This is a genomic window from Haloquadratum walsbyi J07HQW2, from assembly GCF_000415985.1.
Taxonomy (GTDB): domain Archaea; phylum Halobacteriota; class Halobacteria; order Halobacteriales; family Haloferacaceae; genus Haloquadratum; species Haloquadratum walsbyi_B.
The window spans coordinates 907,364-927,730 of record NZ_KE356561.1 but is presented as its reverse complement, the minus strand read 5'-3'; the positions used below and the strand labels follow the sequence as shown (position 1 = coordinate 927,730).

General features: G+C 46.2%; 21 protein-coding genes and 1 tRNA gene. 15 read left to right on the top strand and 7 right to left on the bottom strand.

Annotated features, from left to right (window positions below; genetic code table 11):
• The first annotated feature begins 285 nt into the window (after positions 1 to 285).
• Both sod and J07HQW2_RS04265 read left to right on the top strand, forming a co-directional pair.
• Positions 286 to 885, top strand: coding sequence for a superoxide dismutase (gene sod, locus J07HQW2_RS04270; RefSeq protein WP_021054142.1), 600 nt, complete (start codon positions 286 to 288; stop codon positions 883 to 885).
• Between the two features lie 595 nt (positions 886 to 1,480).
• The gene (locus J07HQW2_RS04265) at positions 1,481 to 1,783 is read left to right on the top strand and encodes a DUF5827 family protein (protein WP_021054140.1); all 303 of its coding nucleotides are present in this window, start codon (positions 1,481 to 1,483) and stop codon (positions 1,781 to 1,783) included.
• Between the two features lie 71 nt (positions 1,784 to 1,854).
• Here the strand turns inward: J07HQW2_RS04265 and J07HQW2_RS04260 are convergent, their stop codons facing one another.
• The gene (locus J07HQW2_RS04260) at positions 1,855 to 2,433 is read right to left on the bottom strand and encodes an MBL fold metallo-hydrolase (RefSeq protein WP_021054139.1); all 579 of its coding nucleotides are present in this window, start codon (positions 2,431 to 2,433) and stop codon (positions 1,855 to 1,857) included.
• A gap of 187 nt (positions 2,434 to 2,620) precedes the next feature.
• On the opposite strand from J07HQW2_RS04260, the gene thyA reads away from it, so the two are divergent.
• The 3 genes from thyA (at position 2,621) to J07HQW2_RS04245 (ending at position 5,158) form a co-directional block, all read left to right on the top strand.
• On the top strand, positions 2,621 to 3,631 hold the full coding sequence (gene thyA / locus J07HQW2_RS04255; protein WP_021054138.1) for a thymidylate synthase: 1,011 nt from the start codon (positions 2,621 to 2,623) through the stop codon (positions 3,629 to 3,631).
• Positions 3,632 to 3,663: 32 nt separating this feature from the next.
• A complete protein-coding gene (locus J07HQW2_RS04250) occupies positions 3,664 to 4,251 on the top strand; it encodes a dihydrofolate reductase (protein ID WP_021054137.1) in 588 nt (195 codons plus the stop codon).
• Between the two features lie 169 nt (positions 4,252 to 4,420).
• On the top strand, positions 4,421 to 5,158 hold the full coding sequence (locus J07HQW2_RS04245; protein WP_021054136.1) for an archaeal proteasome endopeptidase complex subunit alpha: 738 nt from the start codon (positions 4,421 to 4,423) through the stop codon (positions 5,156 to 5,158).
• Positions 5,159 to 5,311: 153 nt separating this feature from the next.
• Here J07HQW2_RS04245 and J07HQW2_RS04240 read toward each other — a convergent pair whose 3' ends face one another.
• Positions 5,312 to 6,061 (bottom strand): SDR family oxidoreductase, encoded by a 750-nt coding sequence (locus J07HQW2_RS04240; protein WP_048075144.1) that lies wholly within the window; start codon positions 6,059 to 6,061, stop codon positions 5,312 to 5,314.
• A 123-nt stretch (positions 6,062 to 6,184) separates the two neighbouring features.
• On the opposite strand from J07HQW2_RS04240, the gene J07HQW2_RS04235 reads away from it, so the two are divergent.
• Both J07HQW2_RS04235 and J07HQW2_RS04230 read left to right on the top strand, forming a co-directional pair.
• Positions 6,185 to 6,259: transfer RNA gene (locus J07HQW2_RS04235), tRNA-Glu, on the top strand.
• A gap of 213 nt (positions 6,260 to 6,472) precedes the next feature.
• Positions 6,473 to 6,673, top strand: a complete 201-nt coding sequence (locus J07HQW2_RS04230; RefSeq protein ID WP_021054134.1) for a hypothetical protein — start codon at positions 6,473 to 6,475, stop codon at positions 6,671 to 6,673.
• Positions 6,674 to 7,549: 876 nt separating this feature from the next.
• On the opposite strand, the gene J07HQW2_RS04225 is transcribed toward J07HQW2_RS04230, so the two are convergent.
• Together J07HQW2_RS04225 and fmdA are read right to left on the bottom strand one after the other, a co-directional pair.
• Positions 7,550 to 9,196, bottom strand: a complete 1,647-nt coding sequence (locus tag J07HQW2_RS04225; RefSeq protein ID WP_021054133.1) for a molecular chaperone GroEL — start codon at positions 9,194 to 9,196, stop codon at positions 7,550 to 7,552.
• 55 nt (positions 9,197 to 9,251) lie between these two features.
• The gene (gene fmdA, locus J07HQW2_RS04220) at positions 9,252 to 10,523 is read right to left on the bottom strand and encodes a formamidase (RefSeq protein ID WP_021054132.1); all 1,272 of its coding nucleotides are present in this window, start codon (positions 10,521 to 10,523) and stop codon (positions 9,252 to 9,254) included.
• Positions 10,524 to 11,045: 522 nt separating this feature from the next.
• On the opposite strand from fmdA, the gene rdfA reads away from it, so the two are divergent.
• Entirely contained in the window at positions 11,046 to 11,744 is a 699-nt protein-coding gene (gene rdfA, locus J07HQW2_RS04215; protein ID WP_048075469.1) for a rod-determining factor RdfA, read from the top strand.
• 8 nt (positions 11,745 to 11,752) lie between these two features.
• Positions 11,753 to 11,896 carry a hypothetical protein gene (locus J07HQW2_RS17680; protein ID WP_303703958.1) on the top strand — a complete coding sequence of 48 codons (144 nt, stop codon included), beginning with the start codon at positions 11,753 to 11,755 and terminating at the stop codon, positions 11,894 to 11,896.
• Positions 11,897 to 13,207: 1,311 nt separating this feature from the next.
• On the opposite strand, the gene J07HQW2_RS17675 is transcribed toward J07HQW2_RS17680, so the two are convergent.
• The 3 genes from J07HQW2_RS17675 to J07HQW2_RS17665 all read right to left on the bottom strand — a co-directional run bounded on the left by J07HQW2_RS17675 (position 13,208) and on the right by J07HQW2_RS17665 (position 14,797).
• Positions 13,208 to 13,504 (bottom strand): CPBP family intramembrane glutamic endopeptidase, encoded by a 297-nt coding sequence (locus J07HQW2_RS17675; protein WP_303703957.1) that lies wholly within the window; start codon positions 13,502 to 13,504, stop codon positions 13,208 to 13,210.
• Positions 13,505 to 13,760: 256 nt separating this feature from the next.
• A complete protein-coding gene (locus J07HQW2_RS17670) occupies positions 13,761 to 14,111 on the bottom strand; it encodes a zinc ribbon domain-containing protein (RefSeq protein WP_021054127.1) in 351 nt (116 codons plus the stop codon).
• A gap of 350 nt (positions 14,112 to 14,461) precedes the next feature.
• A complete protein-coding gene (locus J07HQW2_RS17665) occupies positions 14,462 to 14,797 on the bottom strand; it encodes a hypothetical protein (RefSeq protein WP_021054126.1) in 336 nt (111 codons plus the stop codon).
• A gap of 718 nt (positions 14,798 to 15,515) precedes the next feature.
• On the opposite strand from J07HQW2_RS17665, the gene J07HQW2_RS04185 reads away from it, so the two are divergent.
• The 6 genes from J07HQW2_RS04185 (at position 15,516) to J07HQW2_RS04175 (ending at position 20,123) form a co-directional block, all read left to right on the top strand.
• Positions 15,516 to 16,091, top strand: coding sequence for an NAD(P)/FAD-dependent oxidoreductase (locus J07HQW2_RS04185; protein ID WP_021054124.1), 576 nt, complete (start codon positions 15,516 to 15,518; stop codon positions 16,089 to 16,091).
• A 527-nt stretch (positions 16,092 to 16,618) separates the two neighbouring features.
• Positions 16,619 to 16,732: an AbrB/MazE/SpoVT family DNA-binding domain-containing protein gene (locus J07HQW2_RS17660; protein WP_021054123.1), complete on the top strand. Its 114-nt coding sequence runs from the start codon at positions 16,619 to 16,621 to the stop codon at positions 16,730 to 16,732.
• 5 nt (positions 16,733 to 16,737) lie between these two features.
• On the top strand, positions 16,738 to 17,133 hold the full coding sequence (locus J07HQW2_RS17655) for a hypothetical protein (protein ID WP_021054122.1): 396 nt from the start codon (positions 16,738 to 16,740) through the stop codon (positions 17,131 to 17,133).
• Positions 17,130 to 17,498, top strand: coding sequence for a transposase (locus J07HQW2_RS17650; protein ID WP_021054121.1), 369 nt, complete (start codon positions 17,130 to 17,132; stop codon positions 17,496 to 17,498). Before J07HQW2_RS17655 ends, J07HQW2_RS17650 begins: the two co-directional genes overlap by 4 nt.
• Before the next feature lie 108 nt (positions 17,499 to 17,606).
• Positions 17,607 to 17,924, top strand: a complete 318-nt coding sequence (locus tag J07HQW2_RS17645) for an RNA-guided endonuclease InsQ/TnpB family protein (protein WP_021054120.1) — start codon at positions 17,607 to 17,609, stop codon at positions 17,922 to 17,924.
• 387 nt (positions 17,925 to 18,311) lie between these two features.
• Complete coding sequence (locus J07HQW2_RS04175; protein ID WP_021054119.1) at positions 18,312 to 20,123, top strand: L-aspartate oxidase; 1,812 nt, start codon at positions 18,312 to 18,314, stop codon at positions 20,121 to 20,123.
• The last annotated feature ends 244 nt before the right edge of the window (positions 20,124 to 20,367 follow it).

Genomic DNA, 20,367 nt, shown 5'->3' with positions numbered 1-20,367 from the left:
CACAGTCCGTGAATCCTACATGCACATGGATTCTCATCTCACCGTGCCGGGTCCGGGTTGAGGCTCGGTTCGGTGGAATGGGATTGAACTGCAACCCTGCAATCTCCTCTCCACTGCTACTGCTCACGCTCACGCTCAGGATTCCTCCGCGTTTACGCGGAGGAGGATGTCAGGTATCACCCTTTGATCGGTATGGTAACGGTATCTATTTAGAAGTATGTTAACACGTGACTCTCAAGATTTAACTCTAACCACCACACAATATATAGTAGAGGCTGATTGATTATGAGTTATGAACTTGATCCATTACCATATGAATACGATGCGCTCGAACCACAGTTGTCTGAACAGGTACTGACGTGGCATCACGATACCCATCAACAAGGGTATGTAAACGGGTGGAATGACGCTGAGGCGAAACTTGAAGAGAATCGTGACTCGAACGATTTCTCATCGTCTGCAGGTGCCATTCGCGATGTCACTCATAACAGTTCTGGTCATCTTCTCCATGACTTGTTCTGGCAATGTATGTCACCGGAAGGTGGCGATGAGCCGACGGGCGACCTTGGAGACCGAATTGAGGAGGATTTCGGATCATATGACGCTTGGAGAGGCGAATTTGAAGCTGCTGCGGGCGATGCAAGCGGTTGGGCACTCTTAGTGTACGATTCGTTCTCAAACCAACTGCGAAACGTTGTTGTTGATAATCATGATGAAGGTGCCTTTTGGGGTGCCCACCCGGTCCTCTCGCTGGATGTCTGGGAACATTCATACTACCATGATTACGGTCCAGCTCGTGGTGACTTCGTTGATGCATTCTTCGAGGTTGTTGATTGGGAAGAGCCAAGCCAACGGTACGCACAAGCTACTGAGCTCTTCGAATAAGTCGCGGCTATATTGACGTCAAAGCTGGAGCCCGTCGACGAATAACATCCTATATTTTTTTGCTGTATCCGTGTCACTCTGAGAGTGACATATCCACAAACATAACAATATCTACAGAAAATTAACTAACGTCTCGTTATTTCACGACTTATTATATTACTTCTGCGTTGTACCAACGTGTGGCATTGCTGAACATTGCTGGATATGATCTCGGGCGTCTGCTTCGGATAGAAATCCCTTGCCGCATTGACACTCATAATACCCAATGTAGTCATCAATAATCGATGCTGAGTCAGTCATACGATACGTTTATACTGAAATTTTTGAATTAGAGAGCTCAACATATCTATTCATAGCTTGTGCCCGCATGCTCATAAACGGCTGTGGGTAGTATGGTAGCGCTGAACTGTCGCTGTATCTTCATTGTGATAATAGCTCGTATCCTGATTCACACACTCCTACAAGTGACCTGTGCTAGCGGTCAGGACGAACGGGTGGAATGAAACAATTATTATCTTTCGTATTATCTAGCCATTGAAAACCCACCGACTACGTCACCCCAGGTATTCACGTTAATTCAGAAGTAAGTGTCCATATGCCCAGACCAAAGGATGCATTTGAGACACTGTATCCATATCAATTATACGAACCCGCAGAGATACTGGATGCTGAATTGATGTATACAGTTGATGAGATAGCTCGCCTGTTACAAGGATTAGACCCAGGCGCTGACCTTCCATCTGAAACCGAGGAGCGTGTTGTCGCATGGACAATTCCATGGCTCATGGAGCATGCTGATGAGCTTGTCATCAATGATCCTGTTGGTGATGAACCAGGCTATTTTGGACTCAGGCGTGAAACAGAAACCGCATCAGTTCCTGACAATGCAGACACCTAATTATTGAACATAATTCATGTTCTACTGAAGTATTTATTAATCGGTAATATGATTAAAAATATGAAGACACCTTACTGCATTTGGGCAGCCTGTGCTGCCATATTGATATCTTCCTGTGGGTGTGATGTGATCGCCGGACCATGTCCAGTGTAAATCGCAGTGAGATCATCGGTCACTGTGTCCGCTAATCGGTTGATACTTTGAATTAGTGTTTTGCGGTTCCCTCCTTCAAGATCGGTTCGTCCGAAACTACCGTTAGCGAAAATGAGATCACCAGCGAAGCAAACACCAACATCAGCGGCGTATAAACAAAGATGATCAGGTTTGTGTCCTGGCGTGTGAAGTGCCATGTATGTCTCATCCCCGATCGGAAGTGTCTCTTCGTCCTGAATCGCATGGTCGACGACATCTTGTGTTGTATCATATCCCCATGTCTCAACATCAAATGCACCACGGACTGACGGGACGTTCTCGATATGATCAGCATGCGTATGTGTAAGATACACCCGATCAATGTGTTCGGTATACTCTTCTATCCGGGAAATAACATCAAAATTCGCCCCTGTATCGATAAGTGCAGTCGTCTCTCCGGTGACGAGAAACACGTTTGAAGTAAATGCTTGAATATTATTGGCTATATTTTGTATCATACTACACATCTAATCGCTGATGGTTTCGGTTTTTCTGTTCACATAACATGAGGGTTATTAGATATCGTTGAGTAATTATTCTATCACATTTAATTAAAACTAGCACCGTCAACTGTGATTATCATCGATGGATTATACATCGCAACAATCAACACAGATAACTGAAAGCCATAGTTATAGATAGCTTATGTACCAGTATCGCGACCTCGTCACTGATGTTCTCCGCTCTGGTGAGTATAAACCGAATCGCACCGGTGTCGATACCATCTCCTCGTTTAGTCAACATTATACAGTCAACCTTCGCGATGGGTTCCCATTATTGACGACAAAGGATCTCTCTGGGTCTCGGTGGAACTCACTTCTCTCTGAATTTATTTGGTATCTTTCTGGTGAAGAACATATCCGCTCACTCCGTGAGGACACAAGCATCTGGGATGCGTGGGCGGACGATGATGGACGTCTTGAGACTGCTTATGGTCGGTTTTGGCGACGGTATCCCATTCCGTCAGCGGACTCACAGTTACCTGGTGAAGCATGGCCAGTTGAAGATCATCGTTGGCAGAACGATGATGGAACCTTCGATCAACTTGCATATGCAATCGACCAATTACAAAAGAACCCACACTCTCGACGAATTGTCGTTTCAGCGTGGCATCCCGCGAATGCTGCTGTTTCAACGCTTCCACCGTGTCATTATACGTTTGTATTTAATGTTCAAAATAATCGATTAAACGTTCATCTCACACAGCGGTCTGGCGACATTGCTCTTGGAATACCGTTCAATATTGCCGCGTACTCCCTACTTGCCACGGTCGTTGCAAAGCAAACTGGACTTACTCCAGGAACATTTGCACACTCTATTGTTGATGCACACATTTACTGCGGAACGGGTAATCGCGGCGCATGGTACAGTGAGGAAGATACAATTAAATCTCTCCAAGCGCGTCTAGATGCTGTTGATGACCCAGCTGAATATCGCGATATTCGTGAATGGCTCATTGAGTCCGCGCCCTCAGAGCCATCGGATGGATCGGGATATGATCATACTCCCGGATTACTCGAACAGTGTGCACGTGAACCACGATCAAAACCACGGATTGAGATTGATGATGTCTCGTTAGATAATCTTGGGGTTGAACATATTCAGCTTAGTGGATATGATCCTGAGCCAGCGATTCGATTTGCGGTGGCTGAATAATGAGTGATCTCAACTCAAGTAACCACTCGCACATGTGCGAATCAAATTCACAAAATAACGAAGATACCAACCGTGACACTGCGATTGAAGTCAACGCTGATATTGATATTGAACTCATTGCTGCTGTTGCAGCAAACGGCGTTATTGGTCGAGATGGAGGGATGCCATGGCACATCCCAGCCGATCTTCAACAGTTCAAACAGCGAACAATGGATCATCCCGTTATACTTGGTCGTCGAACGTACGAGGCGATCGTCGATGCGCTTGGTGAACCATTTCCCGGGCGTACTAGTATTGTTCTTTCATCTCAGTCACGTGATATGCCGCCTGGTGCGATCCTCACACACTCTATCCAAAGCGCAATTCATGAAGCATCAGAAGATGCTCGTGAGCGTGGTGTTAGGACTGTCTATATTGCAGGCGGCGGTGGTGTTTACGAGCAGTTTCTTTCAGTTGCAGACCGATTACGCCTGACAGAGCTACATGAGGAATATGATGGAGACACGAGATTCCCATCGTGGGATCACAATACATGGAAAGAAGTAACCCGTGAAAGTCACGAGAAATTTGATTTTGTAACATATGAACGATCTACGTCAGCGGAAAGTAACATGCAATAGGACATAGAGGAAATTATTATTTTTTGATACATATGATTATGAGCCACCGTTTTGTTTACTCCTCAAGTACTAAGATAAGATAGGCTCATTAACTGAGATTCACCACCGATTCCGGTAACATCGTGTGACGGTGGTGGCTTTATTTGTCCGGGGATATTAATAATCCATTATGAACCGTAATGATAAGCAGGCGTATGACCGTGGTACATCGCTGTTTTCTCCCGATGGACGAATATATCAGGTTGAGTACGCGCGTGAAGCAATCAATCGAGGAGCGCCAAGTATTGGTGTCCGAACGACCGATGGGGTTGTTATCGCAGCGCAACGACGAACGAGTTCTTCATTGATGGAAGCCGAGAGCGTTGAGAAGTTACATAAACTTGATGAATATATCGGAGCTGCATCCGCAGGTCATGTGGCAGATGCGCGGAAACTCATCGATGATGCGCAAACAGCTGCACAGCGGAATCGCCTTCGCTACGGTGAACCGATGGATGTTCAGGCACTGACGCGTGAACTCTCTGATGAGATTCAAGAGAGTACACAAATCGGTGGAAAACGTCCATTCGGTGCGGCACTGCTTATTGCGGGTATCGACGGAAGTAAATCTGACCCAGACCCACGGCTCTTTGAGACGGACCCATCTGGTGCGCCACAAGAATGGAAAGCAGTGGCAATCGGCAATGGTCGTGATGAACTGCAAACGTTCCTTGAGGAAGAATGGAATCAGGATCTTACTGTTGGTGATGGTGTTGATGTCGCCGTCCGAACATTATTAGAGACTGATGCAGAATTGACTGCGTCTGAGGTATGCGTCGGCATTGTTGATGCGGATGGATACCGGGTCCGCAGTGACAGCGATATCGAGCCTATTCTCGCGGAATATGAGGGTAACGACGAATCTTAACAATACTGAAAAGCAACAAGAGTCGTATCTATACTACATATCGGCTCTATGACGTAACTCTTCTACGATCGTGCTTGTCTGATATCTGACTGACAAGAAAGATAATACTGCTATCTAATTCCAACGAAGACTCTGTTTAAATCCTGAGACGGCTCACCATTCAGTATATTTGTCACGACGATAGATATCCAGTTCTTGAACGGTTGAATATTCTTGTGCGGCGGCAAAAGTAATAGCTTCTGCGACTTCCTCGGGTTCTGTCACCTCACCTTGTTCGAATCGATCACTAAACTGTTTTCCTTCGACATCGAATTCTGTGCGAACCTCAGAGGGATTGATAACACTAACTCCGACTCCTGTGTCACCAACTTGCGCAGCGACGCTTTTTGCAAACCCTCGGATCCACCATTTTGAAGCAGCGTACACTGGATTGAATGGTCGCGGATACTCACCCGCGAAACTCCCAACAAAGACAAGTGTTCCCTCACTATCGCGAAGATGATTGAGCACTGCTCTTGTGAGAAAAAATGCTCCATCAACGTTTGTGTCCATCATTGCTCGATATGACTCTGTCGACATTGACTCAACGTCACTCCCGCGGGCAAGTCCTGCATTGGCAACAGCAATATCAATCCCACCGAATCGCTCGACAGTTGCCTCAATCGCCGCCTCAACCGCGGTTACCTCTCGAACATCTGTCGGCATGGTAAGCGTCTCAGTATTATGCTTAGCTGTTAGTTCTTCGGCAAGCTCACTGAGGCGGTCTTTGCGTCTGGCAAGTAATGCAACATCGGCACCAGCTGCAGCAAAGCGTCTCGCCGTTGCTGCACCGATTCCTGAACTTCCACCAGTAATTACTGCTGTCCGGTTTTCGAGTGTCATCTCAAGTGGCATGGTTCGCATTGCAGGTGGTGTAGGACTCATATGTATCTTTCCAGCGAAGTCGTAATGTGACGCTCTTTGCGTATGCGATTTTCTTAAAACGGAATGGTTTTATTTATCCCAACAATTTCTTTCATATACCAAGCTCCGTTGGTGTAGTCCGGCCAATCATCTTGCCCTCTCACGGCAAGGACTTGGGTTCAAATCCCAAACGGAGCAATATTGCCTTTAGTTCATGCGATGATCTCAGCTGACACAGTTTGACTATCATATCTAGTAATGATTTTACATACTTGTGCTGGATTATGATTGAGATGATATCATGGATGTATCTACATCTACATGTCTAACTCGAAGGAACTGGACCAGCTGTTTAATTTCCTGGGGAAAGATGCAAAAAGTAATACCCTGCTTTCTCATATATATAGTATAATGAGTGAGACAGATGATGCGGAGACAAAACGGACAATAACAGTTGCTGTGGTTGAAGAGACGCACGCAAATGAAATCCCGGATAATATTGACGCTGACCTATATACAACAACACGACCAGAGTCATCACTAGTTGAGTTCTCTGCAGACCCTGACGGTGAGTTGGCAGCGGCTCTCAGGCGAAACGGATTTGACGCGTGAGCTGCCCGTTTATTCACCGGCTAAGTCATTAAGATATCTGTTGAACCCCTCTGAACACGCTCAGTGAGCCGATGGCGACTAACCGGTCATTACAAAATAGCCTACATCACCGTATTCACTCATCTTAATATAAGCATAGTTACAGCAGTCTCAAGACGAAATCCTACTGTTGAAACTATAGATGGAGCCAATAACGTGGAACTCATCTATACTTGCATGCGCTTCTAAACTTAGATACCGTGTATCATCTTATCTGCATGATATCTGTACACTGATACTTTTTGCATTCAAAAGAGGACATACCGGGGTTCGCGAACTCTAATAGTATTTCTCCAATATCTGAAATAGGAGGGTTATGTTGACAGGCAAGATATATCACCAGTTCAACAGACTAATCAGAAATTGATGCTGTTAACTTATGAATTAGAATGAGCGATCCATATTAATCACACACATTTAATTTACAGAAATACAAAGGTGAATGCCACGTGATCGTGAATGAAGCCGACACTATTTTCCAAACCACAACAGGTAAGAATAACCGATCACCCCATCATAATATGATGACCACTTGTCCTGGCTTACAGTCCAAACACACGGACGGTCAGGCCCTCGAAGGATCATCTCTCACCCAGAGTGGGAGCCTCCACAGAGACGCCTGTGGAGACTCGAACCGCTCTGGGACTGATTCACCGAGACTTCCTCTTGTAAATTCCGTCGTTGAACCAGGAAGCCGTCGGAGTCGGGGCTTGGGCTTGTCCCCGAGGCACTTCACTACGTGCGATCCACTGCCCGTTTTAATTAGAGGATTCATAATCCACATCTACCCAAGTAGGACAAGGTGAATATTTGCCACTAAATTTCACATATGTCTGATCAATGACTGATAGTCCAGGGATATCCACCACCAGTTTGTCCACTATGGTTATATTCCCCATGAGGAGAGCCTCGCTCACCGTGAGTATCCGAACCTTCCGTCATGAACATATCATCGATACGGAGCATCATCAATGCCGCCTCGGTTGCTCTTTTTAATGCGCTATAGAACACAATCGCCGGCTCTACAGCACCGGCATCGATCATATTTTTTGGACGACCATCCGGACCAACGCCAATCATGTGCTCACCAGCGTGGTGTCTTCGCCGGAGCGTTGGTATAGTATCAATCGGGTTTCTGCCGGCGTTCTGTGCGAGCACACCTGGAATGAGTTCAATCGCTTCTGCAAAACCCTCGACCACAATCTGCGCCCGATCAGAGACGCTTACAGCATAATCTGAAATATCGCTGGCAAGCGCTACCGCGGCAGCACCACCACTAGGAATCAAAAGCTCATTTTGAGCTGTGAGCCGAACAACATCAATGCAATCATTGATAATTCGTCGGATTTCTCCGGAAACATGGTCTGTTCCACCTCTAAGTAATAATGAACTCTGAGCTTCATTCGTTGAGCCACGAATAATAACTCCCGAGGTGGGTCCAATCGCTCGCTGCTCAACCACTTCTGCATGACCGACCCGATCCTGCTCAAGAGCACTCACCGATTGTGTTGGTGAACTCCCAGTCACGCGCGCGATCGTATCAAACTCGTCTTGTCGAGTTCGTTCGACTGCGAGCACACCGTAATTAACGAGCCGATTGCGAATTCGTTCATTAATCGATTTCTGACACACGAGGATATCAACGTCCAGATCAATTATCTGCTTGATAACTGCCGTTCGCTGACTTTCCTCATGTGATTGCAATTCACTCAACTGCTCAGTGCTCTGTAACTTGGTCACTTCAATACAATCTGGGACTTCGATGCCGATCTCATCGTTGACCATCGCAACAGCCGGCTCTATGAGAGATCCTCCAGTCGTCGTTCCAACTGATTCAATAGATGTTGAGGAAGTATCAATATCGACAAGTAGTCCATCAATCTGCTCAGATTCCTGAAGTTCACCTCCAGGATAGGATTTGAGCGTTAAACGTGATGTGTCAAAGTCGATATGCTGAAGCGCCTCAACCGCCAGACCCGCGAACTGCCTGGTATGGTTACTATCCCACCTTCCGGTGACAGCAGTCTCAGCAACCTGTCTGAGCCGTGCTTTGTCTCCACTGTCAGCTTTTATTCCATAATTACGAAGTTGTTGACTGGCATGATTGACTGCTTTTGTGTATCCATCGATGATTTTCGTTGGATGTATACCATCGTTGTGGAGTGATTTTGCTGTTTGAAGCAACTCACCGGCTAAGATAACTGCCGTTGTAGTCCCATCCCCAATTGTATCAGCCTGTGTCTCAGCGACTTGCTTCAGCATTCGACCTACTGGATTTTCGATATCCACCTGCTTGAGGATATATGACCCATCGTTCGTGACAACGACTGTACCAGTATCATTGATTATCATCTTATCCATACCGTTTGGACCAAGCGTTGTCTGAACCGCCGAGGAAAGAGCACTAGTAGCCGAGAGAATCATCTCACTCGGAGATTCAACCCTCGAGTAATCGCCAATTTGCTGTGTTGTGTGTGATGACATTTGAAATATAATAAAATTATATGAGTTAATCGCTGGTCAGGTGTATAGTTAGAACCTACAACGGGTCATCAGTGATACAGAGATCCTCTCGATCAGCTCGATTCTCTTCAAGACCCGCTGGTGATGCATCAAACTCAAAAGCACCGGTCGGAAGTGCAAGCGTTGAGCACGCATTGGGTACGTCTACGACACCACTCTGTCGACCCTCAACAGGCACAGTGCCAAGAATATGCAGAGCCTGCTGACCACTATACCCAAATTCTTTAAGATAATCAATTGCCTGCAAGCAGGCACGACGGTAGGCTGTGTGTGAGTCCATGTACCGCTGCTCTCCATCCTCAGTAACTGAATAGCCACAGAAAGTAACGTAATTCTCAAAGTTTGGACCTCGGTGACCCGGTTCGAAGATCGGATGTTCAACTCCAAACTTTTCCATTCCATTCTTTACAAGATCGAATTCGACGTCGACATACGCAGCCATCTCGATTGCACCACAGAATGAAATCTCACCATCACCCTGTGATGCGTGGAAGTCACCAATGCCGAAGTTGGCTCCCTCAACATACACCGGGAAGTACACTGTTGAACCAATCGAGAGGTCTTTAATATCGTGATTACCCCCATGCTCACGGGGCGGTACCGTCCGTGCTGCTTCCTCTGCGGCTACCTCAGCTTTGTCTGATTCCATCTCTCCCATCAAAGCTCCTTCTGGCGTCGGTGGGTTGGCAACTCCGGGTTCTTGCTCTCCGGTTGGGTGATTTTGAATTGACTCAGGGTCTGCTTCGTGTTTGTCAATCAACTCTTGTTCACGCTCATTCCACGCCGCAAGTAGCTCCTCACTTGGTGCACAGCCGGCTAAGCCTGGATGGATTTTTCCTTCATACTTCACATCTGGAATGTGTCGGGAGGACACCTGATATCCATTGATATCCCAGATGGACTTAGCTGCTCTCGGGAAGTGATCTGTCAGGAACCCGCCACCATTTTGCTGTGAGAACGTTCCAGTGAACCCGTACTCCCATCGGTTATTAAGCGGACCCATGTCGTGAAAATCGACCTTTAGTAGATCCCCTGGCTCTGCACCATTCACCTGTACCGGACCTGCCAAATAGTGAACCTGACTGAGATCAACATCGCGAACTTCATTGGCATTGTCATTATCGGTTATTTGCCCACCAGTCCAGTCAAGCGCCTCCAAGCGCATCGTCTCGCCTGGATCTGCCTCGACAGCTGCCGGGATATCTGGATGCCATCTATTGAATGGGTTTGGACCCGGCTGTTCATCAGGGGGCTTGTCAACATCAACCTCAAATTTAGTCTCAGGCATTACAATTTTGTTATGATTTACATCATAAATAAATCCTAGTACTGATATTTTTACATTTGATATTAATATCTAAATAATCATAGTTTCCGATTAGTATTATCGCTAATATATTGTTTTATTTTCAATTTAATAGATCAAGTATCATTGTATCCAAAGAAATATAGATTCATGATCTAATATAGATTTATTTTATACAAATATGAAGCAAATACCCTTGCTTAGTCGCCAAATGAGTTTGATAAAAGAGGTATAATCAACGCTCGGGGACATATTTAGAAGATCTAATTATATTTTCAATTGATAAGCCGTAGAAAAGTCACAATCAATGTGAAAACATGGTTATTATTCACATATTGGTGTACCTGAGGTCAGTTAATCAAAATCATCTTAAATTGAATATTCCGATATCTGATCATGGTCCCTATTTATTATGGTGAAAGCTCGAGTTAGTATAAAATATGTTATACTATGGTCATATGTCCACACCAACCCCATTATTTGTTGTATATATGTTTCATGAAGATGAGCAAGCAAATTCGAAAAAACCATTCATCCGCATCTCGCCGCGGCGGTCAAGGATCAAAGATCAAACGGATAGCCAATGAGTATGATCTTCAAGGCTTGGGTGATGAGTTGGTCTCTCGATGGCTTGGAGAAGATGGGTATGAACGCGAAAGTCTTCGAGATTTAGCCGATCGAGTAAATAATCGCCTTATTCACGCTGCGGTTGATGATTCATTCACATTACTTGATGGCGAGGCTGAAAATATTCGTCGACTTCTCACTGATAATGATGTCACTGCAGGAATGCGAACTGAGACTCGGCAGAATCTCAAGAATAAAGGGATTAAAATCGATAATCTCGAGTCAAGTTTGATATCATATCAATCAGTCTATAATTACTTCAAACGCGATAGAGACATATCTCGAGAGTCTCAGGAAACAACTAATCGCCCAGAGGCAAGTCTTGAATCAATCCAGAAGCTCGCAAATCGCCTCCGAGCTATTGTAACAAATAATATTGAACAGTGGGTTCGAAACGATGTCGTCACAGATGGCTCATACAATGTAGATGTCGCTCTACGGGTTACGTGTCAGCACTGTGGTGAGCGGTGGTCACCAACAACATTTCTTGATCAGAATGGATGTCAGTGCACCCACGATACCGAACATGCAGAGGGTAACGAAGACGTGACCTCTTCAGATACTGAAACCGTGTAAATTACTGTTTGGGGACATATACACGTCGCACCGCGATTCTGCTTATCATTGCTGGCGTCGGTGCCGCTGCATTCGATTCAGATGCGTTTAGAAATATTGAGGCTGATCGTCCAAGCGTTATTTTCACTGAGAGTGATGATAATATATTATAGAACTCACCGGCATGGATCCGAGTTCTATTCCAACTGAGCCGCACGAAATCACAGTGGAGAGTCAGACTGAGAACCTACTTAATTCTATCACGGTGACGACCGGTGAGAAGCAGACAGTTTAATTAAGAAGACCTGAACGTGGACCGACCAAGCTTACAGTTAACAACTCATTGCCACCACTCCCTCCAGGCGAAAGTCAGTCGTTCTTTGTTGTGACGAGTCCGAAAGAAACTGGCGAGGTTACTGACAGAATTCGGATGCAATACAATGGCGATGTGACCTCAATTGATGCTGGTCAGCAACTTACAGTCAGATCCGATTCTACTGGAGCAAATAAAGGGCAACTCGTCTTTGCGGTCAAGCCCTCACAGTCGAATGTGGGTATTAGAGTATGTGACCAGTCAGGGATACGGTTAGTGATCCTTCACAGACCAATGCGGCGTCTGCTATCGGAAACACAGGAGATGTTGTTGGCGATAGTACAGTTGACATCCCATACCTCAGCAAAGACGGAAGTAACAGAATCTACGCGACCACTGTTGGAAAGAATTCGGACACAAAAAATCCGAAAATGAATGATAGCACGCCTGAAATAAACTAACTGTTTATATCAATTTTAATTGTAAGCCTGACTCAGCTTTGAATTATGTTTGAATTAATCCGCGGTCACATCTGTTCTGGTCTCATGCTTGAGATGACTATTTAATTGACAATTATAGTTCGTTAAGTAAATATGGACAATTGTCCGTTTAGGGATTAAACCAATAAAAGACGAGGATATTTGATATGCCGAGTGCAATGGCATAAAACAAATTCAAACTGTTCGTAAATAATGAGACGATCCAGACCCCAACTGCTGAGACGACGCCGACAAGAACCGCATATCTGGTTCGAGAGAGTCTACGTACCCAATCGTCTACTCGATGATACGTTTGCTGCAGAACATCCATGTTAGTACATATGTATGCCCATATATCAGCATCTCGTCTTTGTGAGGTGAGATCTAATAACACAGTCATGTGCTGACTCAGCATACCATCATTTGCTCTTAGTCTCAGTTATGCGATTTATACGATAGCGTATGCATGACAAGTGCCTCGAAATCTCATATAGATAATCTAGGTGATCAATTAGTATGTGAGTATTGTCTGTATCGACTAGCGATTATGATTCCTGTCATTAGTGCAATAGATACAATCAGCCCAGCCTCTGGACCGTAGCTATTATCAAATAACAAATCAAGACGACTTACTTTGAGGTCAATGAGTGTAGCTGGGAGTAAGAACCCACTTACCGGTAGACCAACAGCTCCTAAGAAAAGACTCCAAGGTGGATACCGACCGCTAATCCAAGTCGTTGGGTAAAAATGTATGCTGCAGTAAACCAGACACCGGCAAGAAACGTATTCAGTGTGGTAAAAAAAGATACATTTGGGTTTGATAAATGTAAGAGTGCAAATAGTCCACTTGTGATAATTACTGCTCCGAGCATTGCATATTGTTTAGATAAAATGGTCAGACCATTCTCTATATTCGGGAGAAGATAGCCTCGGATCATGACCTCCTCTGAGATAGCAACTCCAATTACGAAGATTAGGATTGCGAACAATTTGGTTACGAGTCAACTACCCCACCCTACTTCGCTTGGTGAACCCTCACTCGATAGAAGATAGGGTGGGTCTGTCAGTGGTCTCTTCCTCTAACCAACTCCAACTCCAGCCTTCCGGATGAAGCGGTCTGAGAGTGTCTCTCTCAGCTCGGCGTTGGCGTTCTCGACCCTGACTTCAGAGCATATTGACTGATGCTTCTGCTCCTCCCACGAGACGGCTGATGATCTCGAAGGAGATACAACTCCGCAGTATTCTTTACTGCGGTATAATCGGCGTGATTCTGATTCTCGCATCTGTGACATTCGAACTCGTCTTGATATGACGGTTATCGTCTCGAATACTCCCACATTCGTTGCACCGCTTGCTAGTGTTCCTCGGATTCACCGTATCCACAAACATACCTTTTTCCTCGGCTTTAGATTCGACATACTGCGTAAGCGTGCGGAACGCCCACATCGAATGCCAGTCAGCGTATGGGAGACGGTCTCGAATATCATCAAGTTTCTCGAAAATGATGCCGTCACACTCGTATTCCATTTCTTCGACAATTCCGTTTGCTACCGAGTCCAATACGTGCTTCACGTACTCGTCCTCTCGTCCACTCACTTGCTGAAGTGTTCAGTGAGCTGATTGCGTGCCACAGTCTTGTAGGTTTCCACGAGTCCTCTCAAACTCTCTGCGGGCGTGGGTAAGCTTGCCTGCATTACGAAAGCGAGCAGTGCTGGTGACAGCGATTTGGGTGGCGCCGAGGTCAATACTACTCGTTGTTCCTATAGTGCAGCGCACTCTCCGTGTGCTCCCAGCCTTCATCATTTAATACTGGTGCTGGTAGCCATCTCCGTCGCTTGGTGATGCGAGTTCTGCCCTCGCATGGGAGTGGTTGCCAAGTACGGTGAACGACACCTGCTCTTTCTCAGCGAACACGGTGAGCGTATGTTTCTCATACGTGATAGACTTTACTTCGATGTGAAGTAAGGTTGCGTTGCTCTCTTTGTTTTATTCCGCTTTTTAATCCAGGATTGGATGCTACCTGCAACCTCGTGACAGGCAAGAATCGAGTGCTGACTGCCCAGTTTTGTGTCTGCTTGCACTGTGTCTGTGGCTATATTTCTGACACCAGCCTGAGTGTGTTTATTCTCCCATGCGAGATTGGATGCAATATTGCACCCGTCGAACCACTCGCTCACAGTAGCTGGGAGTAGCTCGTGGTCGTGTCGTGTTGGGAAGTCCGTCGAGCCGTGTGATAGCGGTTCGACGGTAGTACTCAGTTTCTGATGCCATCGTACTCTCATGGAAGTACTACCGATTATTACAGGTTAGGCTGTTTTCGTATTAGACAACTCTTGTTGTTCTGATGGGAAACGGTTTCGTCCCTTCCCCTCGCTACTCAGCGACTAAACTCGCTTCCTTGAGGAAGGGGACTCCACCTAGTATTGGCTGAAATCGGTGTTTCATCAGATGGTAGAGCGATAAGTCGGGACTCGGGTTGCGTGGTCAGCACGCCCGTAATCTGTATAGCATCGGTCCACAGACCACTCATCGCAACTGCGATAATTAATCCTCCAGCGAGAAGTATTCTAATCACACACTCTCGTGTCCACTGTGCTATCGTTGGGATTAAACCGCAATCTGAAAGCTTTCGCTGGTCAATACACCGGATAATAACCACGAGAATACTACACATGATTACTGTTATCACCAACTGTAATAACGCTAGCCGCTCCTGAGATAGGGAACTTCAGTCGTCGCAGCACCAACTGCGCAACTAAAGATGCCAATAATAGAGTTATTCCAGCCACTACTAATCTCAGCGATGTCCGAAGGCGATTTTCATGTCTAAAAAGATACTTCCGGAGCTGCGCACTCAGAGATATCTCGGGGTATGCAAGTGGATTCTGATAATTATCAGCATCTCATAAACTAAGAGATCATATGATATATGTTCCCATCAGATAGTGCGACTTCGATGGCATGGGGAAGACATAGGACGTCTGAACGGTGTAATAGTATATGCACGATGTGCTTATTATAGGTGGTGGCGTCGCTGGACTCCAGGCTGCTGTATTCACCGCCAAAGCTGGACTCAAGACAGTTGTATTAGATAATGGAGATACACTCGTTCGTAATACAGATAAAATTCAGAATCTTCTCACGGAAGAGCGGATTGCAGGTGATGAGATTATCGAGACCGGTCGTGAACGGGTTGAGGAATTTGACGGTAATATTGAGGAGGCAACAGTAACACGTCTCAGTCGTGAGGATACGCCTGGACCATTCACTGCAACGACAGAATCTGATGATTCATATCAAAGCAAAGCTGTCATCATTGCAACAGCGAATGGGTTTGATCTACTTGCTCCATTGGATGACGAAATCGAATATACTGATGGACCAGAGGGAGAGTTCACAATGGAAAAACACATACAGACCGATGCTGGCAACCGAGCGAGTGATAATATATACGTTGCTGGATTAGCGAATACATGGGAGTATCAGACAGCAGTCGCAATAGGTGATGGCGCGAAAGCAGCTGTCAATCTGGTGAGTGATCATAAGGAGGAGGCATATATTGACCATGACTGGTAACTCTAACAATTGCTGCTAATACAGGATACACAGAGATTGACGAGATGTTCAATCAAGTTTGTAATCATCGGATACTGTCGTCTATCCCACCAAGCGCTTGAATCAACATCTGCAAGGACTATGACTTTTGTAAATTCAGTGTCCTTGATATATTTTCTCGGTGTCAGGAAGTACACAGAGGTTCATACTCGAATGTCACGAATAAGCTGCTTAAACATACGGTAAAAAACCATTCCTGAAACTTTGATTCTGTACTTGCCGGACATGTATGACCAGCCAACCTATACACGAGTAGCTTCAATGTGTTTTGAATGAAAACAATCTGTTTTGAGTGTGATCGGTCATATACCGAGCTTCAATTGCTTCCTGGTGAGGTTGACCTGTGTCCACGGTGTTTTGAACAAAAACTCAACGGCGAGTTGTAAGTAGGTGTGCAGGCGGTTCGAGGCGACTGCCCGGGGTTGAAGCCGACAACACACAATTAGTATTACAATTGAGCACGAATACATCATAATGAGTTCGATGGAATGCTACCAAAGCTCAGAGAACGTGGGCAAGTAACAATTCCAGAAGAAGTCCGAGATGGGCTTGATCTGGGAGAAGGAGAGCAATTGAAGCTCACTGTGGAAAAAATTGACTAACAATAATGGAACACACGCTTCGCTTCCGCGCATGCCTGTCCGACGACGTGGCTAACGAAGCGTGGCGACACATCGATATTCTTCGGCAGATTCGTAACCACGCTGTCCGAGATTACTATCGCAGTGACTACAGCGACCGACCATCCGACTACGACCAACACGGCAAACTCAAAGGCTGGACAGACCAGTGGTCAACGTTTGCCCAACAGTCACAACACGCCATACAACAAGTGATAAGTCAAATTCACAGCGATCTTAAGACGCTGCAAGAACGTCAAAACGAAGGCTATGATGTCGGACGTCTGAAATGGCAGGGTGCAGGTGAATTTCGGTCAGTGTCGTACAATCAGTCCAGTCGCTTCAACGTAGATGACAACACGGGCGACGACCGATTCGTGTGACTCCGACTCGAAAAGATTGGCTGGCTTGGTTCAGAATCCGCGCAGAGCGCACAGTCCCCGATGCAGACGAAATTGACGAAGTGATTCTGAAACAGGAGACAACTGGCGACTGGTATGTTTCACTCGTGACGACTGTCGAGAACACACCAGAGAAACCGCCACTCAGTGAGATTGAACCCGAGGGTCGTGTTGGTGTTGACCTCGGTATTACCAGCTATATCCACTCCTCAGAAAATCTGTCCGTGGACACGCTGGATTTGTCTGACGAGTACGACCGATATGCACGCGAAGGCGAAAACTTGATACGAAAGAACACGGACACGGTTCTGCCAACTGGGAGACACAACGTCAACAAGTTGCAGTAACCAAGCGAACAATCAAACGGAAAGTGCTGGACTACCAGCACAAACTCACGACGTGGCTCGTCCGCAGAGTACGATGTTGTCGCCGTCGAAGACTTGGATGTCAAGTCGATGTTGGAAACCAGTCAGAACGCGAAAAACAACCAAGACACTGCGTGGTCACGCTTCATTAATTTGCTGGAATACAAAGCCAACCTACACGGCACGCACGTCGAAAAAGTGAAACCAGAAGGAACGATCAAAGAATGCGCTGTGTGTGGTATTGAAACACCCAAGCCAGTCTGGGTACGCAAGCATACGTGTCCAGCGTGTGGTCACACAGAAGATCGTGAGTTGAATGCTGCGAAGAATATTCTCAATAGAGGACTGAAGCAGGTAGGAGCGGGACACTCCGAATCAACGTCGTCCGAGAGACGAAGTCTCTCGTGATCACGAAAATCTTTGATTTTCGAACGCCTGTGCAGACTGCGCTCACTACGCTCACCCCTCAACTGGAGGAAGTGGGTGCAAAGCGCGTCATTGAAGCAGGAAGCCACGGGGCTTGACCCCTATTTTATGCTCACCACAGGTAATAAACCAAGGGGGAGGACACAAATATAGCCGAAAGATATTGGATATCTGATGATCCAGCATCGTGTCATTATCAAAAACAGTGCCACGATTGACCGTGAGTCAGAGATAGCATCTTGAGATATCTAATTTGGTGCCATCTGCATATTCTATTACTGCTGAGTAACTATAATAATAAATTTGATAAATTCAGGTCATCGCAAGCGCGCGACGGATTTATTACCTGCCCGTCCGGACTTATATTGTATGTCTGACTCAAGTGTGCGGTCCACGTCATCGTCCGATCTTGACATCGGATACGAGCAAACGGATGTCTCTGTACTCATTATTGGTGCCGGCGCTGCTGGTGCCCGAACAGCGATTGAACTTGCACAACAGGGTGTCGATGATCAACTTGTATTAGGGAAACGTGGTCATGGCGATGCACATACAACGTGGGCACGTGGTGGTATCAACGGTGCGCTCGGCACGCACGATCCAGAGGATGACTGGACAATTCATGCTGCAGACACACTCAATGAAGGTCACTTTATCTGTGACCCAGAAAAGGTTGAAACTGTAACCCAGCAGATGCCAGATCGACTACGCGAGCTTGATGAATGGGGGATGGACTTCTCTCGAACTGACGATGGTGGAGTCGATCAGCGGTTCTTCGGTGCGCAGTCATTCCGTCGCACCGCCTTTGCAGGTGACCACACGGGTGAATCATTGCTTGATACACTTGTGGCACGGGCACAGGAACTTGAGATTCCGTATGAAGAAAATACGATGATCACCCGGCTTATCTCCGACGGTGAGTCTGTGCATGGCGCTGTTGGTGTCGATCTTGATACCGGAGAATTCACCGTCTTTAATGCTAACACCGTAGTATTAGCTGCCGGAGGTTACGCAGCAGCATACAGCCGTCATACTTCACGAGATGATGAAAATAACGGTGATGGTGCAGCACTTGCATATGATGCTGGTGCATCGCTGATGGATATGGAGTTCGTCCAGTTCCACCCAACAGGAATGGCAGTCGATGAGGACGACTCTGAGTGGGCTGAGTGGAGCGGTCGTCTCGTGACGGAAGCAGTCCGAGGTGAAGGTGGACGGCTTTACAACAGCGAAGGTGAGCGGTTCATGGAGCGATACTCACCTGATCAAATGGAATTAGATGCACGTGATGTCGTTGCTCGAGCCATTGCCAAAGAAATTTCAGAGGGACGGGGAACAGAGAATGATGGCGTTCATCTTGATATTTCCCACCGCGATGCATCATTCATTCAGGAACGGCTTCCGCGGATGTATGAGCGGTTTTCAGATCTCGGTGTTGATCTGGCTGAAGAACCGGTTGAAGTCGCTCCAACCTCGCATTATGGAATGGGTGGTGTTTCCGTTGATGAATATGGTGAAACAGACGTCGATAACCTATTTGCTATCGGCGAGACGATGGCTGGCGTCCATGGTGCGAACCGACTGGGTGGGAATTCCCTCGCTGAGACGGTTGCATACGGTACTGTCACTGGTGACCGAATCGCTGACCGGGTCACAGAATCAAATGCAGGTAGCAACGTGATTCCACAGTCACTACGTCAGAATCTTATCCAGCCACATTTGAATGAAATAAATTCACTAGCAAATGCTGATGGTGAACACGATGTGATGACGGTATTTGAAGAGATTCAAACGCTGATGTGGGAGCATGCACGCTTGCTTCGCGATCAATCATCTCTTGAGTCAGGGATCGAAGAACTCGAAGCAGTGCAGTCAATGGTTAATAATATGGATGTCGGTCCGGTCGGAAGCCGATCCTTTGAGTTCGCTGTCGATGTTGGATTTATGTTGACTGTCGCTGAATCCGTTCTCCGGAGTGCTGCAATGCGAACTGAATCACGTGGAGCACACTATCGGATCGATCACACTGACGCTGATTCGTCATGGCAGAAGAATATCTATGTCGAGCAGGCCGATATCGGTGGTATGCGAACGTGGACAGAATCAGTTGATAAACCAAGTCCAGCTGTTCAAGAAGCGCTTGATGAAGGTCATGAACTTGATTATCATCAACTTGAGTAAGTAAATAACACGTCTCACTGTTCGACAGTCTTCACACTCACGTTAGCAAATTTCTTTATACCATTTCGATTTTCCATTCATAATTTTTAGACACGAACAGATACTTTAAGAATCAATCTGATATTTAACAAACAATTAATATTTGCTACAAGAGACAATTACTGTAACTCCAGTATTAATACAGAATTCCCAGTGTCCAGACGGGTCATGTCGATATAATAAGATATCACTCTCTTGTGGTGCT

Coding starts and splice junctions, on each gene's coding strand:
- J07HQW2_RS04185 (WP_021054124.1), top strand. CDS start 15,516: ATGCACGATGTGCTTATTATAGGTGGTGGCGTCGCTGGACTCCAGGCT.
- fmdA (WP_021054132.1), bottom strand. CDS start 10,523: ATGCCTGAGACTAAATTTGAGGTTGATGTTGACAAGCCCCCTGATGAA.
- J07HQW2_RS17645 (WP_021054120.1), top strand. CDS start 17,607: ATGTTGGAAACCAGTCAGAACGCGAAAAACAACCAAGACACTGCGTGG.
- sod (WP_021054142.1), top strand. CDS start 286: ATGAGTTATGAACTTGATCCATTACCATATGAATACGATGCGCTCGAA.
- J07HQW2_RS17655 (WP_021054122.1), top strand. CDS start 16,738: ATGGAACACACGCTTCGCTTCCGCGCATGCCTGTCCGACGACGTGGCT.
- J07HQW2_RS04260 (WP_021054139.1), bottom strand. CDS start 2,433: ATGATACAAAATATAGCCAATAATATTCAAGCATTTACTTCAAACGTG.
- J07HQW2_RS04175 (WP_021054119.1), top strand. CDS start 18,312: ATGTCTGACTCAAGTGTGCGGTCCACGTCATCGTCCGATCTTGACATC.
- J07HQW2_RS04225 (WP_021054133.1), bottom strand. CDS start 9,196: ATGTCATCACACACAACACAGCAAATTGGCGATTACTCGAGGGTTGAA.
- J07HQW2_RS04250 (WP_021054137.1), top strand. CDS start 3,664: ATGTGCGAATCAAATTCACAAAATAACGAAGATACCAACCGTGACACT.
- rdfA (WP_048075469.1), top strand. CDS start 11,046: ATGAGCAAGCAAATTCGAAAAAACCATTCATCCGCATCTCGCCGCGGC.
- J07HQW2_RS17660 (WP_021054123.1), top strand. CDS start 16,619: ATGCTACCAAAGCTCAGAGAACGTGGGCAAGTAACAATTCCAGAAGAA.
- J07HQW2_RS04245 (WP_021054136.1), top strand. CDS start 4,421: ATGAACCGTAATGATAAGCAGGCGTATGACCGTGGTACATCGCTGTTT.
- thyA (WP_021054138.1), top strand. CDS start 2,621: ATGTACCAGTATCGCGACCTCGTCACTGATGTTCTCCGCTCTGGTGAG.
- J07HQW2_RS17665 (WP_021054126.1), bottom strand. CDS start 14,797: ATGAGAGTACGATGGCATCAGAAACTGAGTACTACCGTCGAACCGCTA.
- J07HQW2_RS04240 (WP_048075144.1), bottom strand. CDS start 6,061: ATGCGAACCATGCCACTTGAGATGACACTCGAAAACCGGACAGCAGTA.
- J07HQW2_RS04265 (WP_021054140.1), top strand. CDS start 1,481: ATGCCCAGACCAAAGGATGCATTTGAGACACTGTATCCATATCAATTA.
- J07HQW2_RS04230 (WP_021054134.1), top strand. CDS start 6,473: ATGAGTGAGACAGATGATGCGGAGACAAAACGGACAATAACAGTTGCT.